The sequence below is a fragment of the Bradyrhizobium sp. WBOS07 genome (assembly GCF_024585165.1).
In the GTDB taxonomy this organism is placed as follows: Bacteria; Pseudomonadota; Alphaproteobacteria; order Rhizobiales; family Xanthobacteraceae; genus Bradyrhizobium; species Bradyrhizobium japonicum_B.
In genome coordinates, this window is record NZ_CP029008.1 from 2,597,842 (window position 1) to 2,613,234 (window position 15,393).

14 protein-coding genes are annotated in these 15,393 nt (G+C 64.7%); 3 read left to right on the plus strand and 11 right to left on the minus strand.

The annotated features are described in order from the left end of the window. The first annotated feature begins 110 nt into the window (after window positions 1–110). Together glnA and DCM79_RS12220 are read left to right on the plus strand one after the other, a co-directional pair. Window positions 111–1,520 (plus strand): type I glutamate--ammonia ligase, encoded by a 1,410-nt coding sequence (gene glnA, locus DCM79_RS12215; protein WP_100179304.1) that lies wholly within the window; start codon window positions 111–113, stop codon window positions 1,518–1,520. Between the two features lie 575 nt (window positions 1,521–2,095). Next, the gene (locus DCM79_RS12220) at window positions 2,096–2,899 is read left to right on the plus strand and encodes an adenylate/guanylate cyclase domain-containing protein (RefSeq protein ID WP_257180053.1); all 804 of its coding nucleotides are present in this window, start codon (window positions 2,096–2,098) and stop codon (window positions 2,897–2,899) included. Window positions 2,900–3,835: 936 nt separating this feature from the next. On the opposite strand, the gene DCM79_RS12225 is transcribed toward DCM79_RS12220, so the two are convergent. The 6 genes from DCM79_RS12225 to DCM79_RS12250 form a co-directional block, all read right to left on the minus strand. Further along, window positions 3,836–4,609 (minus strand): gamma-glutamyl-gamma-aminobutyrate hydrolase family protein, encoded by a 774-nt coding sequence (locus tag DCM79_RS12225; RefSeq protein ID WP_028136040.1) that lies wholly within the window; start codon window positions 4,607–4,609, stop codon window positions 3,836–3,838. Window positions 4,610–4,699: 90 nt separating this feature from the next. Next, window positions 4,700–6,280 (minus strand): hypothetical protein, encoded by a 1,581-nt coding sequence (locus DCM79_RS12230; protein WP_257180054.1) that lies wholly within the window; start codon window positions 6,278–6,280, stop codon window positions 4,700–4,702. 183 nt (window positions 6,281–6,463) lie between these two features. Further along, a complete protein-coding gene (locus DCM79_RS12235) occupies window positions 6,464–7,267 on the minus strand; it encodes a class I SAM-dependent methyltransferase (RefSeq protein ID WP_257180055.1) in 804 nt (267 codons plus the stop codon). Window positions 7,268–7,283: 16 nt separating this feature from the next. Then, window positions 7,284–9,194: an asparagine synthase (glutamine-hydrolyzing) gene (gene asnB, locus DCM79_RS12240; RefSeq protein WP_257180056.1), complete on the minus strand. Its 1,911-nt coding sequence runs from the start codon at window positions 9,192–9,194 to the stop codon at window positions 7,284–7,286. Between the two features lie 22 nt (window positions 9,195–9,216). Continuing rightward, complete coding sequence (locus DCM79_RS12245; RefSeq protein WP_257180057.1) at window positions 9,217–10,083, minus strand: glycosyltransferase family 2 protein; 867 nt, start codon at window positions 10,081–10,083, stop codon at window positions 9,217–9,219. Next, the gene (locus DCM79_RS12250) at window positions 10,080–10,829 is read right to left on the minus strand and encodes a bifunctional 2-polyprenyl-6-hydroxyphenol methylase/3-demethylubiquinol 3-O-methyltransferase UbiG (protein ID WP_257180058.1); all 750 of its coding nucleotides are present in this window, start codon (window positions 10,827–10,829) and stop codon (window positions 10,080–10,082) included. The genes DCM79_RS12245 and DCM79_RS12250 overlap by 4 nt, the downstream gene beginning before the upstream one ends. 252 nt (window positions 10,830–11,081) lie before the next feature. Here DCM79_RS12250 and DCM79_RS12255 point away from each other — a divergent pair, with 252 nt between their 5' ends. Next, a complete protein-coding gene (locus DCM79_RS12255) occupies window positions 11,082–12,221 on the plus strand; it encodes an AI-2E family transporter (RefSeq protein WP_028136035.1) in 1,140 nt (379 codons plus the stop codon). 16 nt (window positions 12,222–12,237) lie between these two features. Here the strand turns inward: DCM79_RS12255 and DCM79_RS12260 are convergent, their stop codons facing one another. The 5 genes from DCM79_RS12260 to rplM form a co-directional block, all read right to left on the minus strand. After that, entirely contained in the window at window positions 12,238–12,534 is a 297-nt protein-coding gene (locus DCM79_RS12260; RefSeq protein WP_257180059.1) for an antibiotic biosynthesis monooxygenase, read from the minus strand. 102 nt (window positions 12,535–12,636) lie between these two features. Continuing rightward, the gene (locus DCM79_RS12265; RefSeq protein WP_257180060.1) at window positions 12,637–12,876 is read right to left on the minus strand and encodes a hypothetical protein; all 240 of its coding nucleotides are present in this window, start codon (window positions 12,874–12,876) and stop codon (window positions 12,637–12,639) included. A gap of 59 nt (window positions 12,877–12,935) precedes the next feature. Continuing rightward, entirely contained in the window at window positions 12,936–14,156 is a 1,221-nt protein-coding gene (locus tag DCM79_RS12270; RefSeq protein ID WP_257180061.1) for a diguanylate cyclase, read from the minus strand. A gap of 228 nt (window positions 14,157–14,384) precedes the next feature. Further along, window positions 14,385–14,864 (minus strand): 30S ribosomal protein S9, encoded by a 480-nt coding sequence (rpsI, locus tag DCM79_RS12275; RefSeq protein ID WP_028136031.1) that lies wholly within the window; start codon window positions 14,862–14,864, stop codon window positions 14,385–14,387. Between the two features lies 1 nt (window position 14,865). Then, the gene (gene rplM, locus DCM79_RS12280) at window positions 14,866–15,330 is read right to left on the minus strand and encodes a 50S ribosomal protein L13 (RefSeq protein ID WP_011087726.1); all 465 of its coding nucleotides are present in this window, start codon (window positions 15,328–15,330) and stop codon (window positions 14,866–14,868) included. Window positions 15,331–15,393 lie beyond the last annotated feature (63 nt).

A 15,393-nucleotide genomic window follows, 5' to 3' on the forward strand; every position in this document is an offset into this window, starting at 1 on the left:
GAAGGCTGCTTCGGCGGCCTGATTTCGTTTGTGCGGTCGCGCAAAACTCGCCCTCAGCGAGAACAATTTGCTCATCTGGAAACCGACCCGCAGAGCCAAAAGGGGTATGCATGAAGACCGCCAAAGACGTCCTGAAATCGATCAAGGACAACGACGTCAAGTACGTCGACCTGCGCTTCACCGATCCGCGCGGCAAGTGGCAGCATGTGACGTTCGACGTCAGCATGATCGATGAAGACATCTTCGCCGAAGGGACGATGTTCGACGGCTCCTCGATCGCCGGCTGGAAGGCGATCAACGAGTCCGACATGTGCCTGATGCCCGACCCGGTCACCGCGACGATCGACCCGTTCTTCGCCGAGACCACCATGGTCATCACCTGCGACGTGCTCGAGCCGACCACCGGCGAGCCCTACAACCGCGACCCCCGCGGCATCGCCAAGAAGGCCGAGGCCATGGTGAAGTCGATGGGCGTGGGCGACAGCGTGTTCGTCGGCCCCGAAGCCGAGTTCTTCGTGTTCGACGACGTGCGCTATTCCGCCGAGCCCTACAAGACCGGTTTCCGGCTCGACTCCTCGGAGCTGCCGACCAATTCCGACACCGAATATGAAGGCGGCAATCTCGGTCACCGCATCCGCACCAAGGGCGGCTACTTCCCCGTTCCGCCGCAGGATTCGGTGCAGGACATGCGCTCGGAGATGCTCGGCGCCATGGCCAAGATGGGCGTCAAGGTCGAGAAGCATCACCACGAGGTCGCTTCCGCCCAGCACGAGCTCGGCATGAAGTTCGACACGCTGACGCTGATGGCCGACCACATGCAGATCTACAAGTACTGCATCCACCAGGTCGCGCACATCTACGGCAAGACCGCCACCTTCATGCCGAAGCCGATCTTCGGCGACAACGGCTCGGGCATGCACGTGCACCAGTCGATCTGGAAGGACGGCAAGCCGGTGTTCGCCGGCAACAAATATGCCGACCTGTCGGAGACCTGCCTGCACTACATCGGCGGCATCATCAAGCACGCCAAGGCGATCAACGCCTTCACCAACCCTTCGACCAACTCCTACAAGCGTCTGGTCCCGGGCTATGAGGCTCCCGTGCTGCTCGCCTATTCCGCGCGCAACCGCTCGGCCTCCTGCCGCATCCCCTACACCGCTTCGCCCAAGGCCAAGCGCGTCGAGGTGCGCTTCCCCGATCCGATGGCCAATCCCTATCTCGGCTTCGCCGCGATGCTGATGGCCGGCCTCGACGGCATCAAGAACAAGATCGATCCGGGTCCGGCGATGGACAAGGACCTCTACGACCTGCCGAAGGAAGAGCTGAAGCAGATCCCGACGGTGTGCGGCTCGCTTCGCGAGGCGCTCGAGAACCTCGACAAGGACCGCGGCTTCCTCAAGGCCGGCGGCGTGTTCGACGACGACTTCATCGACGCCTATATCGAGCTGAAGATGACCGAGGTCGCCCGCTTCGAGATGACCCCGCATCCGGTCGAGTTCGAGATGTACTATTCGGGCTAAGCGGCCCGAACTGTCCGCGACAAGCAAAAGGCGCTTCCGAAAGGGAGCGCCTTTTCGTTTCAGCGACATTGAACTCAGGCACGAGCTGAAGCCGGACGCTCGGCTGGCGCGCCTGCGCTTCGTCCGCGTCGCAGCCGTGCAGCTCGCATCTCGGACGCGTCAGCTTTCGTTCTGCATCTGACTCCACTTCGTTCTCAAAGAACAAATCAGAGCCGCAAAAATCAGGGCGGACCAATTCCTACCGATTGGTTTACTCGAAACACATGGCGCAGTCCCGTAGGGCGGATTAGCCGAAGGCGTAATCCGCCGACTGTTCGCAACGCTCACGCAGATTCGCCAAAGTCACCGCCGCTGCTGCGATCTCCTGCCCAATCCCGAGGAAACAACCCTGCCTCGGCGAGTAGGTAGCCTGTTCAACCGGCCCCGGTACAACTGCACATCATCGCAGCCCGGTGAAGCAATCGCAGATCGCGAGCAACCGAGCCACGGCGATGGCGCGCAAGCGTCGTTGCCGGCTTCCCGCCGACGGACTACGATGCAGGGGACTAACTTCGGGCGATCGAACGAGAAGTTAGATGTCGGACCCCAGGGACAAACAGGATCGCAACGCATTCTGGCAGCAGATGCTGTCCGGCGAGCACCCCTCACTCCGTCGCGGCCGCGCGGTGATGCGCATGCTGTCGCCGACCGCGGACAAACGCTGCCGGCTCTGTTGCGTGGGTTTCGACGGCTTCACCGCGCCGGCCTTGCGGCTTGCGGGCTTTCGGCCGTGGCGGCGCAATCCGCACATCTGCGAGCAGTGCGAGACGGTGCTCGCCAAGGAGCGCGGCGGCGCCGAGATCGAGATCGCGATGCTCTATGCCGACGTGCGCGGATCGACCGAGCTGGCTGCGCGCATCGGTCCAACCGGCTTTGCCGCGCTGATGCAGCGCTTCTTCCGGGTGGCGACCGACGTGTTCGCCGAGACCAATGCCGTGGTCGACAAGATGGTCGGCGACGAGGTGATCGGAATTTTTCCTCCCGGTATTTCAGGCAGCGACTACCGTCGGCTCGCGGTCAAGGCCGGGCTTGCGCTTCTGCGCGCGACCGGACATGACGATCCCGCGGGCCCGTGGCTGTCCATCGGCGTCGGCGTGCACGCCGGCAAGACCTTTGTCGGCTCGATCGGCGTGGAGGACGGCAACTACCAGTTTGCCGCGCTCGGAGACCCCATGAACTTCTGCGCGCGGCTGGTGGCAGCGGCAAAAGGCGGCGAGATGGTCGTCAGCCCGGCGGTCTGGGACGACGCATCGACGGGCATTTCGGCCGAGCAGCGCAGCTTGCGTCTCAAGGGTTACGCCGATCCGACCAAAGCCTATGTCGCAACGCTCTCGCATTGATGTCCAGCCCGCAGGATACCCCAAACACGCGAGGCGTCGGGCAAAACACCCGGGTCAAGCCCTCCCTTCAAAAATATTCCACTTTCCCGAATTTCGGTTTTGTGGCATAGAGCACTCATCCCGGCCCTGCCAAAGGGGCGCTTCGCGATCGTCACGAGATGCGGGTTGGGGTGCGGTGGACGCGGTAGCGCCGGCGCGACAGGCGGTGACAGGGACGGGCGACCGTTGAGTCATGCGCAGCACGCTACGACACGGCGCGGTCACAGCGTTTCTGTTGATGGTCGGGGGCGCGCACATCGGGCCCCAGATGCTGAGGCAGGAACGTCCGCGGACGGAGAAGTCGTGTGGTCCCGACGCCCGGGGTTCTGGCGTCAAATCTCGCGGTGATGCGGCGCCAACCGGCGCGCGCATCGATCAGCCGCAAGGCAACGGGGGCAATAGTGCAACGCTCCCCGAGGAGAGCACGAAGGACACCGTTAAAACCATCCGCGCAGGGAAGGCCGGGCGACCGGCACACCTGTGGTCCACCCCGTGTGCGTTCTTACGCCCACGGACCTGCGGGTGCGCCGGCGCCCGGCATTCCCTGCGCCCTTTGGCCTTTCATGGGGCGAAACGAACAGCAAAGCTCGGGCGAAAGAAGCCGCGGGGATGCGAAGGCGCGTCTGCAACCACGCACTCGCTGTCATAGCCCGCGAAGGCGGGCGATCCAGTATTCCAGAAAAGCCCGTGATCGAACCGAGAAGCCGCGGCGTACTGGATTCCCCGCCTGCGCGGGGAATGACCGCGTCAGTTGGAGAGGCAAGTTGTCACCCATATTCCGTCATTGCGAGCGCAGCGAAGCAATCCAGAGTCCCACCGCAGAGGCAGTCTGGATTGCTTCGCTGCGCTCGCAATGACGGCGCGGCGGGAGTGCGCCCCTTTCCCGTCGAGCGTCCGCTACGCCGCCGCCTTCTGCCGCGCGACCAGGGCCTCGCCGAACGCCTCGAACAGCTTGCGGTTGATCGGATTGTGCTGGGGATCGTATTCGGCATGCCATTGCACGCCGAGCGCGAAGCTCGGGGCTTCCGCGATCCGGATCGCCTCGATGGTGCCGTCCTCGGCGACGCCCTCGATCAGAACGCGCTTGCCGGGATCGAGAATGCCCTGGCCGTGCAGCGAATTGACCCTGATCTTCTCGCAACCGAGGATTCTCGCGAACGCCCCGCCCGGCGTCAGGTCGACATCGTGGCGGTCGGCGAACACGACGGTCGGATCGGGATGGATCTCGCCATTCTCGAGCCGGGGCATGCGATGGTTCATGCGGCCGGGAATTTCGCGGATCTCGGGATGCAGCGAGCCGCCGAAGGCAACGTTCATCTCCTGCAGGCCGCGGCAGATGCCAAACAGCGGGATGCCGCGGGATACGCAGGCGACCGAAAGGGCCAGCGCCACCTCGTCGCGGTGGATGTCGTAGGGCTCGTGCTTCTCGCAGGGGTCGACGTTGAAGCGGGTCGGATGCACGTTGGCCCGGGCGCCGGTGAGGATGATGCCGTCCACCGTGTCGAGCAATGCCGCGATATCGGTGATGTCGGGCGAGCCCGCGAACATCACCGGCAAGCCGCCGGAGACCTCGGCCACGGCGCGCAAGTTTCGCTCGCCCACCATCTGGACCTGAAATCGATTTTCGACGCGATGGGCGTTCCCGATCACGCCGACGACCGGCTTTCTCATCTGTCGTTCCGCGCCTCTCCGTCAGAAGATTCCCGTAACATGCCCCCCGGATGTAACAAATTCAACCGAAGGGATCGCGGGACGGCAATGCTATTTTCGCGCAAATGCCGCCGCCCCGGCCGCCCGGCCACCTCGCAGATGCTTCCACGCTCCAGCGACGAAAAGCCGGATCCGGTCAAACAGAACCGCCGCCAGAATGGCGCTCGCGCCGCCCAGAAACGGGACGGCATAATAGGCGTAGCGGTTGAAGCCGTAGACCAGAAACGCCGGAAACGCGAGGCTGACGAGTGCGAGCAGGATCATCAGGCTGCCGCCGGCGACCAGACCAGGGGGGAGCGGGCGCAAGAATCCGTAGCGGGCGCCGATGGCGCCTGCAAACAGGACGACCGCGAGGATCAGGGTTGCCGCGGACACCCAGCGGATCGGTCCCGGAAGCTCATCATACTCGCTCGATATGGTCAGCCCGTACCAGAGATCGGCCAGATCCGGCCGCGGCTGGTAGCCGAACGTCAGGAGACGGTCCAGTTTCACCTGCACATAGTCCGGCGACGGCAAGAGCCACCGCTCGAGCCGCCAGTGAGGCTTGTAATAGTCGTAGATCAGCCGCCGATATTTGAGCCCGGTTGGGCTTCCAAACATGGGATAGGCGTCCCGGCGCACGAAGAATTCGTAGCCCTGCGGATTGACGGCGCGCCGCGCCGCGCCATTGCCGTCAAACAGAAGGAAGTACATTTCGCGCAGAAAATGCTTGCTGATGTGCCGGTACAGCGTCGACGGTGTCGTCAGCGTCTCGATGAAGATGTCGCGAACCACCTTCTCGAATTCTTCCGGGGTGTCGCCCGGCTTCTTCAGCTCCTCCAGAGCGCCGAAGGGCCATTGATAGACCACGATGTCGGACCAGCCGGTGGGCGTATCCAGTGCCCGCATCCGCTCGACATAGGCCCGCGCCTTGGCTTTCCGGTCGAGATGGACCCCGTGATCGAAGTCGCCGGAATAGCCGACCACGAATGCCATAACGGCCACGCTTTCGCTGCCGGCCGGACGTTTTCCAATCGCGTAATTCACCGCCGTGGGGATCAGGTACACGGCCGTGGCGAGGCCGCCTGCGAGCGCCACCACGCTCAGTCGGCGGAGCCATCCGGCATCCAGCACCACGACCAACCAGAGCAGGATGACCGCAGCTTGTCCGACCGCGGCCGACCGGCACGTCATGACGGCCCCCAGGCTTGCCCCGAGCGCCGCTGCGGCGACAAAGGGCGACCAGTTCCTGAAGACGATGCCTGCGGCGAGGAAGGCCGCAAGGCTGACCAGAAAGTTCGAGATGCTCTCGGCGCCGATCGTGTTGTCGTAGTGAACCGTGCGCGCGTAGAGCGCGGCGATCAGAAAGGCCAGGACCGACAGGATCCGGGGCGCACCGGCAAAGCGCACCGTCGCGGCGACGAGAAGAGCCGTGCCGATGCTCATCAGATGCTGGACGATGACGAAGACCACGATATGCGGCCCGAACAGCTTGGACAGCAGCACCAGGAACACCGCCAGGCCGTACGGCCGCTTCCCGGTATTATCGATGTAATGGCCGTTCAGAATGGCCTGCGCTTCGTCCAGATAGGCATCGCTATCCTCGTGGACGAAATGATCCGGCCAGGCCACCAGAAACGCCAGATGAACCATCAGGGCAAGACCGATGGCCCAGACCCAGATCCCGAGCCACGTGATACGGCTCGCCCGTGCGAGGAGCGCCTGCCACTTCCGACTTGGCCCCCACCCACCCCCGATGTCGCTAGCAGGCAAATCGATTCTCCAAATGCACTGGCGGCGCGAAGGCGGCAGCGGCCCCGCGCCAGGAAGATCAGATCACGCCGGGCGGGTGCCGGACACCGTCCAGCTATAGCCGTGGCGATGGTAGAGCCTGACGTCACCAAATCCGCCATCCGACAACAGCGCTTCTGCCTCGGCGCGGGTATAATATTTTGCGTAAGCGGGATTGAGCTGGTCGTAGATGGTCAAGCGGCGGACGCTGCGGGGAAACTTCGCAAGCACCGAGCGCATGTAGGACCGCATCGGCAGCGGCAAGATCCGGCACAGCCCGATATAGGCCGTGAGTGCCCATTCAAGGCCGTGGGACAGCACCACGAGCAACCGGTGCGGCAGCAGCACCGTGAGCTTGCGCAGCGGGATCGCGAGCGACAAATAGGTCTCGTTGCCTTCGTAGCCATAGAGCCAGACGATGCAGCGTCCTCCCGGACGCAGGGCCGCGAATGCGGCGCGAACCACGGGGGCCGGTTCGGGGATGTGATGCAGGACCCCCATCGAAACCACGTAGTCGAGCCCGAGATCGGGCGGCAACCGGTCGCCTGGTGCCTGCAAATACTCGATGCGGTCGGCTCGCGCCGCCGTATTGTCCTTCAGGACCCGCATGGCGTCGGACGGCTCGACCGCAACGACGCGGGCCGCCCCCGCATCGAGCAGCATGTTGACGATGCGTCCGGTACCGCTTCCGATGTCGGCGATCCGCTTGCCCGCGACGTCTTCGAGGGCGAGCAGCGGACCGAACAGATCGGCAAGGAGATCGGCCGAGCCGTAATAGCCGGGATTGTCGCGGAAGGCGGTCCACTGCTCGCCAAAATCGCTGATCGTCTGATCCTTCAGGTCCGGCATGCGTCCACCTAGCCGCTCATGCCTGGCGCGGCGCCGGCGCTGCCAGCCCCGTCAACCAGATGCCCAGCGTCAGGATCGGCCAGAGCGCAAATGCGTTGTCGCTGCTGGCTTCGCGATGCGCGTTCCACAGCTGCCGGATTGCGTCCGGCTTCATCAAGGGCGCGAAGACGTCAGCTTCGCGGTCGAGCACCCGTTCGCAGATCGGCCGCAATCCGCCGCGCCGCATCAATTGCGCGATCGGCACGTTGAAGCCGCGCTTGCGCGACCATGCGGCCTCGGCCGGCATGCCCAGGCGCTCGGCCAGCTTGCGCAACACGTATTTCGGCGCGCCCTTGGGCCAGGGATTGAGCAGCGAGACGTCGAGCCTGCCGGCGAGGTCCATGACGCGCCGGTCGAGGATTGGAACGCGCACCTCGAGACCATGCGCCATGCTCATGGCATCGACCTTGGTGAGAACGCTCTGGAGGTGGAAGCGCTGGTCGGCGATCAGCGCCCGATCCAGCACCTTCTCGTGCGGCTCCGCATAATACTCGGCGTATTCCGCGAACGGGTCCGCCGATGCAAGATCGGCCATCCCGCGGCCATAGATTCTCTCGGCGAGAAACCGGGGAACGAGCCGCCGCCATTGCAGATGCGGGCTGCTGCCGCCGTCGCCGAGACCGAGCGCGAAGCGGGCGAGTTGCGCGGCTACCGGAAGCCGCTTCTCGTTGCCGCGCACGGACGCATAGGCAAGGCGACCGGTCAGGCCTGCGACGCGGCGCGGCACCAGGTGACGCGCGCCCTCCGCCATCATGGTCGCGGCGTAGGTTTCGTATCCCGCAAAGAACTCGTCGCCGCCATCGCCCGAGAGCACCACGGTGGAATGCCGCCGGACCGCACCGGCGAGGTGATAGAAGCCGAGCGCGCCGGTATCGGCGCATTGGCCGTCGAAATGATAGACCACGGCCCGCAGCGCAGCCTCGGCCCCCTCGCCCGCTTCGCCATCGATGACGTTGAGCGGCAGGCCGGCGGCGGCGGCGATCTGCCGCGCGACCGACGTTTCGTCATGGCTCTTCTCGCTGAAGCCTGCCGTGAACAAGGGCGGCTTCAAGCCGAGCCGCCCGAGCGTGAGGCTGATCAGCGAGCTGTCGATACCTCCGCTCTGGAGCACGGCGAGCGGCACGTCGCTCACCATCTGGCTCTTCACCACCGTCTCGATGGTCGATTGCAGCCGGACGACCGCTTCGTCGAGGTCGTCGATCTCCGGCGCGCGCACCGGCCGCCAGAAGCGCCGCTCGGTCCGCTCCCGGTCGGTGAAACAGATCGCCGTGCCGGGCGGGACCTGCTTGATGTCCTGAAACAGGCTCTGCCGCGTGCCGGTATGGCCCGCGGCGAGATAGGTGTGGAGCGCGACGGGATCGATCTGCGCCGAGACCTCGCCACTGGCGGTGATTCCCTTGATCTCGCTGGCAAACAGCACGCTGCCGTCGCTCTCGAAATAATGCAGCGGCTTGATCCCGATGCCGTCGCGCGCAAGGATCAGGCGGCGTTCCCGGCGATCCCACAGGCCGATGGCGAAAAAGCCTTCGAGCCGCTCGAACATCGCTTCGCCCCAGGCGAGGTAGGCGTAGGGAAGGATTTCGGTGTCGCAGCTGCTGCGAAAGCGGAAACCGAAGGATCGCTCGAGCTCGCTGCGCAGCTCGCGATCGTTGTAGATCTCGCCGTTATAGGTGACGACGATGCGACCGGAGGCATCGAGCATCGGCTGATGGCCGCCCTCGGAGAGATCGCGGATGGCGAGGCGGCGATGAGCCAGGCCGACGGGTCCTTCCAGCCAGGTGCCCTCCCCGTCCGGACCGCGATGGACCAGCGCAGCCGACATCGCCGCAACCGCCCGCGGATCTGCGGCGCGGCCGTCACGATGAAAGATGCCGGCTACGCCGCACATTGCGTTCCCCTGCCGAGGGAGGTCATGGCCGCTGATTCATGATCTGCTTCAGAAGCACCGCGAGCAGCCCCATGGCGACGACGAGGATGCTGAGCAGGATCGCGCCGACGCCCAGGACGAAGGCACTGACGAGCTGCAGCGCGATGCCGCCGATCAGGGAAACCACCGCGAGCGCCGTGCACATCATCGCCAGCAGCACGAAGATCTTCAGCGGATTGTAATAGGTGCAGGCCTCCAGGACGTATTGCAGGGTCCGGATGGAGTCGCGGAACAGGTTCACCTTGGAGCGGCCGATCCGCTCCCTGTAGTCGATCTCGACGTAGTCGACGAACTTCGCGTTCATCATGTAGGCAAGCGTCAGCGACGTCGTGAAGCTGAAGAGGTCGCTGACATGCTCGAAATAGGAGATGGCAACCTTCCTGTCGAACACGCGAAGGCCGGAATTGATGTCGGGAATGTCGCGGTTGGCGGTGAACTCGACGATCGCCTTCAGGATTGCGCGCAGCGGCGACTTCAACATCGACTCCCGGTAATTGGGCCCGGTCCGGGCGCCGACGACCATGTCGAAACCCTGCTTGTAACGGGCGACAAGTCGGGGGATCGCCTCCATCGGGTAGGAGCCGTCCGCGTCGCTGATGACGATCGTGTCGTAGGACGCGGCGCGAATTCCGTCCTTCAGCGAGCGGCCATAGCCGATGTTGTGGGGATGCCTGATCACCCTGGCGCCCGCCTGTTCGGCGAGCGCGCCGGTGCCATCGACCGACCCGTCGTCGACGATGACGATTTCGTAGGGGGTGAGTTGAGCGCCCTCGAGAGCCGCCCTGCCCCGATCGATGGTTTCAACGATGCCGTTGCGCTCGTTGAGCGCGGGAATGATGACTGAGATCATAAGCGACGTGCGATACAGGTAACGGATTGCCCGAAGAAACTTCGCGAAAGCGGATCGAGCGCCCGCGACAGCGGCACGATGTATTTGTCGAACAATGCAATCTGCCCATTCACGGCGTCGTCGTTGAGCGAGTGATGCCGCTTCAGGCGATTGGCAAGCCAGCCCAATCCGCCGATGGGATTGAAATAGCTCAGCCGGACGAGCTCGACCGGCTGATCCTTGAGCAGATCGGCCAGACGCGTCGTGGTGTAGCGACGGCAGTGTCCCGCCAGGCGATCGAGGTCGTTGTAGAGCAGCATCAGGGCCGGCACGCTGATCAGGAGATGACCTCCCGGCTTCAGCACATCGACCAGGTTGGCAATCGCGGTCGCGTCGTCCTCGATGTGCTCGAGCACGTTGATGGTGAAGACCGCATCGACGCCTTCAGGAAACAGCGACCGCAACTGATCCCGGACCAGGATATCGCAGACCGCAAACTTGCGGCCGGGCATCTGCCGCGTGGCCTGCTCGACGCTGTCGCGGTCGTGGTCCACGCCGCAATAATCCCCGAGCTCACCCAGCGCCTTGCTGTAGTGCCCGTGACCAAATCCAATTTCGACGATTTGTCCCCGCAGATAAGGGCGGAACTGGTCGATGACCCAGTTCATGTAGTTCTGCGCGTCCGCAATCGCGCTCGAATAGGTATCTGCCCCAGTCTTGAGCGCGTCGATCGGGACAGGCCGAAGCGGACGAGAGATCTGGACCATGAAACCTGCCCTTTCCTACAGGCGAATTAGCAGGACGAAGCCTGTTTCTCAAGGGCGTTCGGCCTCCACATCGCGCCCAGGTTGATCGTTCGGAATGATCCGCGCCGAACACTTCGTGCCGGTGGCCCAGCGGGCGCCTTGACTTTGGTTCCACAAAAACGCTTGGCTCCCGGGCGCTCTTCCGGCAAATCCCTTCCCCAGTCGATCATCCCAGGCATGGCGCAAGGCCAGAAACCAGAAAGTAGATGTGACGTGACGAGACCCGCAGACGGACGCTCCCTTTCCCGCGGCGACCTCGCCTGGGCGGTCTCGGTCGGGGGCATCGGCGTCGTGCTGTTCACCGCGCTGCTCGCCTTCACCTGGTATTTCGCCGCCACCTTGCTGCTGATCTTCACAGGCATGCTGCTCGGTCTCGGCCTCAACGCACTGACGATCGCGCTCGGCCGCCGCGTGCCTCTGCCGCATGCTGTGCGGCTCGCCATCGTCTGCACCGCGCTGGCCCTGATGCTCGCCGGCGTCGCCTATCTCGGCGGCGCCACCATTGCCGAGCAGGCTTCGCTGCTGAGCAAGACCCTCAAGTCGCAGCTCGCCAATGTCAGGTCGTTCCTGGACAGCCACGGCTTCGACACCAGCTTCTTCGATCTCGGCAACGGCGGAGCCGAGTCCGCGGTCAGTCCGCCGGCGGAGACGAGCCCCTCGCCGGCGACGCCCCCGCGCAGTGCCTTACCCGGCGCGGGCGCGCTGGCCTCCAGCGGCGGGGCGATCGTGAGCCAGACCTTCAAGCTGCTGCTCGGCACCATCCACGGTGTCGGCAACATCTTCATCGTGCTGTTCCTGGGCTTCGCCTTCGCGGCCCAGCCGGCGGCCTATCACGATGGTCTGTTGTTCCTGGCGCCGGCCAGGCACCGCACCCGCGTCACCCTCGTCATCGACCGCATCGCCGAGACCCTTGAGCGCTGGCTGATCGCGCAGATCATCGTCATGCTCGCGGTCGGCGTGGTGACCTGGGTCGGGTTGGCCCTCATCGGCATCCCCGGCTCGTTCATCCTGGGGATTCAGGCCGGCCTGCTGGCCTTCATTCCGACCGTCGGGGCCATCATCGCCGGCGTCATCGTGGTGCTGGCAAGCCTCGCCTCGGGCTGGATTCCGGCCCTGTCGGCCTTTCTGCTCTTCATGGGCGTGCACGCCATGGAGAGCTATGTGCTGACGCCGATCCTGCAGCGGCAGGCGCTGGACATCCCGCCGGCCACGCTATTCGCGTTCCAGATCCTGCTCGGCGTCGTGTTCGGAATCTGGGGCCTGGCCCTGGCGCTGCCGCTGGTCGCCATCGCCAAGGTCATGATCGACCATTTCAAGACCTATGAGGCGCCGCCGCTGATGGAGGCGGCGTGAAGCCGCCTCACTCAGCTCAGCTCGTCAGCACGGTCTCGGTGTGCTCGACCTCCGGGGGCGAGGCGAAATACTGGCCGACGAGGCCGCGCCATTCGGCGAAATTCTCCGAGCCGCGGAAATCGACGGTGTGGTTCTCCAGCGTCGCCCACTTCACCATCAGCCGGTAGCGCTGCGGCTTCTCGATCGATTTGTGCAATTCGAAGCCGTGAAAGCCCTTGGAGCGGCCGAAAGCGGCCTTGGCCTTGGCGACGGCGGCCTCGAAGTCCTTCTCGCTGCCCGGCTTGACGTCGATTTGCGCGATCTCGGTGATCATCGGTTTCCACCCTTTTTTGCTCGATGGGCGTGTCTACCGCAACCGGCGAAAAAGAAAAAGGCGCCGAAGCGGCGCCCTGGTCGGTCCAAAAATGCAGATCTCTCAGATCAGCAGCAGGACCGTGCCCGCCACGATGAGGGCGCAACCGACGAACAGCGCGAGCGGCCAAGTGCTGCGGCGGCTCTGCGTGTAGCGCCCCTGCGCGCGGCGCTCGCTGATCAGCGCGCTTTCGTATTCGTCCGCGGTCGAGAACAGGCAGGCGAAACCGCTGCGCGCCGAGGCCGCGGCGGCTTCGAGCGACATCAGGGCGGCTTGCGGGTTCTGTCGGCGGATCGATTCCATGACCGCGATGGTAGGGATCGAATGGTAAACAGAGCATTACCCGCAGCGCCGCCTTCGTCTCAGGCGGTGACCGGCCGCGCCTGCGATGCGCCGATCCGCGCGGCGCTCTGGCGGCGCCAGTTCTCCAGCGACAACGGCAGCTCCTCCGCGGCCTCGACGCGGTTACGGCCGCCGCGCTTGGCCTGGTAGAGCGCGGTGTCGGCGGACGCCAGCAGCACCTCGAGCTCGGTCCCGGCGGGCCCGCCGGCAACGCCGATGCTGACCGTGGTATCGACCGGCCCCTCATCGACCACGACGCCGGAGGTCTCGAACGCCTCGCGCACGCGCTCGGCGACCAGCACGCCCTCTTCCAGCGAGCACGGCAAGAGCGCTGCGAATTCCTCGCCGCCGATGCGGCCCGACAGGTCGGTGATGCGGAGATTGCTGACGACGACGGTCGAGAACAGCTTCAGCATCTCGTCGCCGGCGGGATGGCCGAAGCGGTCGTTGATCGACTTGAAGTGATCGATGTCGAAGATCATCACGGTCACGGGGCGCCCGGCCTTGGCCTCGCGCTCGATGACGCGGCCGCAGGCCTCGGAGAAGCCGCGGCGGTTGAGCATGCCGGTCAGCGGATCGGTGGAAGCCGCGGTCCGGTGCGCGGTCACCGTGCGCTCGGACACCAGCATGAAGATCACGAAGACGGTGCCGACGGCATAGAGGATGAGCTCGACCGCGAATACGGTGACCCAGATGCTGCCGGAGAAGCCCGCATCGTTCGGGCGCAGGAAGCTGCCGATCAGGATCGGCAGCATCAACACGCAGCCGTGCATCACCGGCATCACGAGGGCCGGCCAGCGTCGTTGCACGCTCTTGCGCCGTTCGGTCCAGAGCTCGCTGGCGGTCAGCGCCGCATAGACCGAGACGATGCCGGCACCGACGATCATGCGCAGCATGGATGCCGCGGGATCCAGCAATGTCACTGCGGCGACCCAGGCGAGCGCGCCGAGCACGAGGCCCGGCCAGTTCGGCTTGCGGCCGTGGAAGACGCGCGCGGCGTTCCACACCATGCCGCAGGCGACGAAGCCGGCGGCATTCAGCGCAAGGTAAAGATGTGGGCCGAGCCTGTCGCCGGCAGCGGTCCATAGCGCGACGGATGCGGCACCGAGCAGATAGGCGGTGCCCCACCATTTCAGTGCAGGGCTGTTTTCCTGCCTGCCGAAAAACACCATCATCGCGCCGAGCAATGCGGCGACCATGGTGGCGACCAAATAGAGCGTGATGCTATCGAGCGACATCATGTCGGCCCCCTCTAGAACATAGCAGTACGCGATCGGTAGATCCGATTTGCGCGCCCTTCCGAAGGCGACGCTAGGTCTGACGGGTTCCATTCAGGTTTTCGCGGGAGGCCAAGTTTTCCGGAAACACGCCATCAATTTGCATACAAACGAACAGCAAAAAGGGCGCTGGAATCAGCGCCCTTTTGCATCTCATTGAAGCCGCTTTCGCGGCGAATGCGGCAGAAGCGATTAACGCTTCGAGAACTGGAAGGAACGGCGGGCCTTGGCCTTGCCGTACTTCTTGCGCTCGACCACGCGGGAGTCGCGGGTCAGGAAGCCGCCCTTCTTGAGCACGCCGCGCAGCTCCGGCTCGAAATAGGTGAGCGCCTTGGAGATGCCGTGACGGACCGCGCCGGCCTGGCCGGACAGGCCGCCGCCGGCGACGGTGCAGATCACGTCGTACTGGCCCGAACGCTGGGCCACCGAGAACGGCTGCTCGATCATCATCCGCAGCACGGGACGGGCGAAATAGACCTCGACCTCGCGCGAATTGACGGTGACCTTGCCGGCGCCCGGCTTGATCCACACGCGGGCGACCGCGTCCTTGCGCTTGCCGGTGGCATAGGCGCGGTTGAACTTGTCGACCTTCTTCTCGTGCTTGGGCGCGTCGGGCGCGGCCGCCGTCTTGAGCTGCGAGAGCTGGTCGAGCGACTGGATGGATTCGGCCATGTTATGCGGCCCTCGTGTTCTTGCGGTTCAACTTGGCGATGTCGATCTTCTCGGGCTGCTGCGCCTCGTGCGGATGATCGGCCCCGCCGTAGACACGCAGGTTGCCCATCTGCACGCGACCGAGCGGGCCACGCGGAATCATGCGCTCGACGGCCTTCTCGAGCACGCGCTCGGGATGCTTGCCTTCGAGGATCTGGCGCGCGGTGCGCTCCTTGACGTGGCCGACATAGCCGGTGTGCTTGTAGTAGGTCTTCTGCTCGCGCTTGCGACCGGTGAGGACCGCATGCTGCGCGTTGATGATGATGACGTTGTCGCCGCAATCGACGTGCGGGGTGTAGGTCGGGAGGTGCTTGCCGCGCAGGCGCATGGCGACGATGGTGGCGAGACGGCCGACGACCAGACCCTTGGCGTCGATCAGCACCCACTTCTTCGTCACCTCAGCCGGCTTTGCCGAAAAGGTTTTCATGTCAGAGTTTCCGTGGACGGGGAGCATCGGCGCGAACACCGCACCGGACTGCGCGGGTTCTAG

Bases quoted from the DNA above. Each gene is read 5' to 3' on its own strand.
- glnA (WP_100179304.1), top strand. From the start codon at position 111: ATGAAGACCGCCAAAGACGTCCTGAAATCGATCAAGGACAACGACGTC.
- DCM79_RS12220 (WP_257180053.1), top strand. From the start codon at position 2,096: ATGTCGGACCCCAGGGACAAACAGGATCGCAACGCATTCTGGCAGCAG.
- DCM79_RS12225 (WP_028136040.1), bottom strand. From the start codon at position 4,609: ATGAGAAAGCCGGTCGTCGGCGTGATCGGGAACGCCCATCGCGTCGAA.
- DCM79_RS12230 (WP_257180054.1), bottom strand. From the start codon at position 6,280: ATGGTTCATCTGGCGTTTCTGGTGGCCTGGCCGGATCATTTCGTCCAC.
- DCM79_RS12235 (WP_257180055.1), bottom strand. From the start codon at position 7,267: ATGCCGGACCTGAAGGATCAGACGATCAGCGATTTTGGCGAGCAGTGG.
- asnB (WP_257180056.1), bottom strand. From the start codon at position 9,194: ATGTGCGGCGTAGCCGGCATCTTTCATCGTGACGGCCGCGCCGCAGAT.
- DCM79_RS12245 (WP_257180057.1), bottom strand. From the start codon at position 10,083: ATGATCTCAGTCATCATTCCCGCGCTCAACGAGCGCAACGGCATCGTT.
- DCM79_RS12250 (WP_257180058.1), bottom strand. From the start codon at position 10,829: ATGGTCCAGATCTCTCGTCCGCTTCGGCCTGTCCCGATCGACGCGCTC.
- DCM79_RS12260 (WP_257180059.1), bottom strand. From the start codon at position 12,534: ATGATCACCGAGATCGCGCAAATCGACGTCAAGCCGGGCAGCGAGAAG.
- DCM79_RS12265 (WP_257180060.1), bottom strand. From the start codon at position 12,876: ATGGAATCGATCCGCCGACAGAACCCGCAAGCCGCCCTGATGTCGCTC.
- DCM79_RS12270 (WP_257180061.1), bottom strand. From the start codon at position 14,156: ATGATGTCGCTCGATAGCATCACGCTCTATTTGGTCGCCACCATGGTC.
- rpsI (WP_028136031.1), bottom strand. From the start codon at position 14,864: ATGGCCGAATCCATCCAGTCGCTCGACCAGCTCTCGCAGCTCAAGACG.
- rplM (WP_011087726.1), bottom strand. From the start codon at position 15,330: ATGAAAACCTTTTCGGCAAAGCCGGCTGAGGTGACGAAGAAGTGGGTG.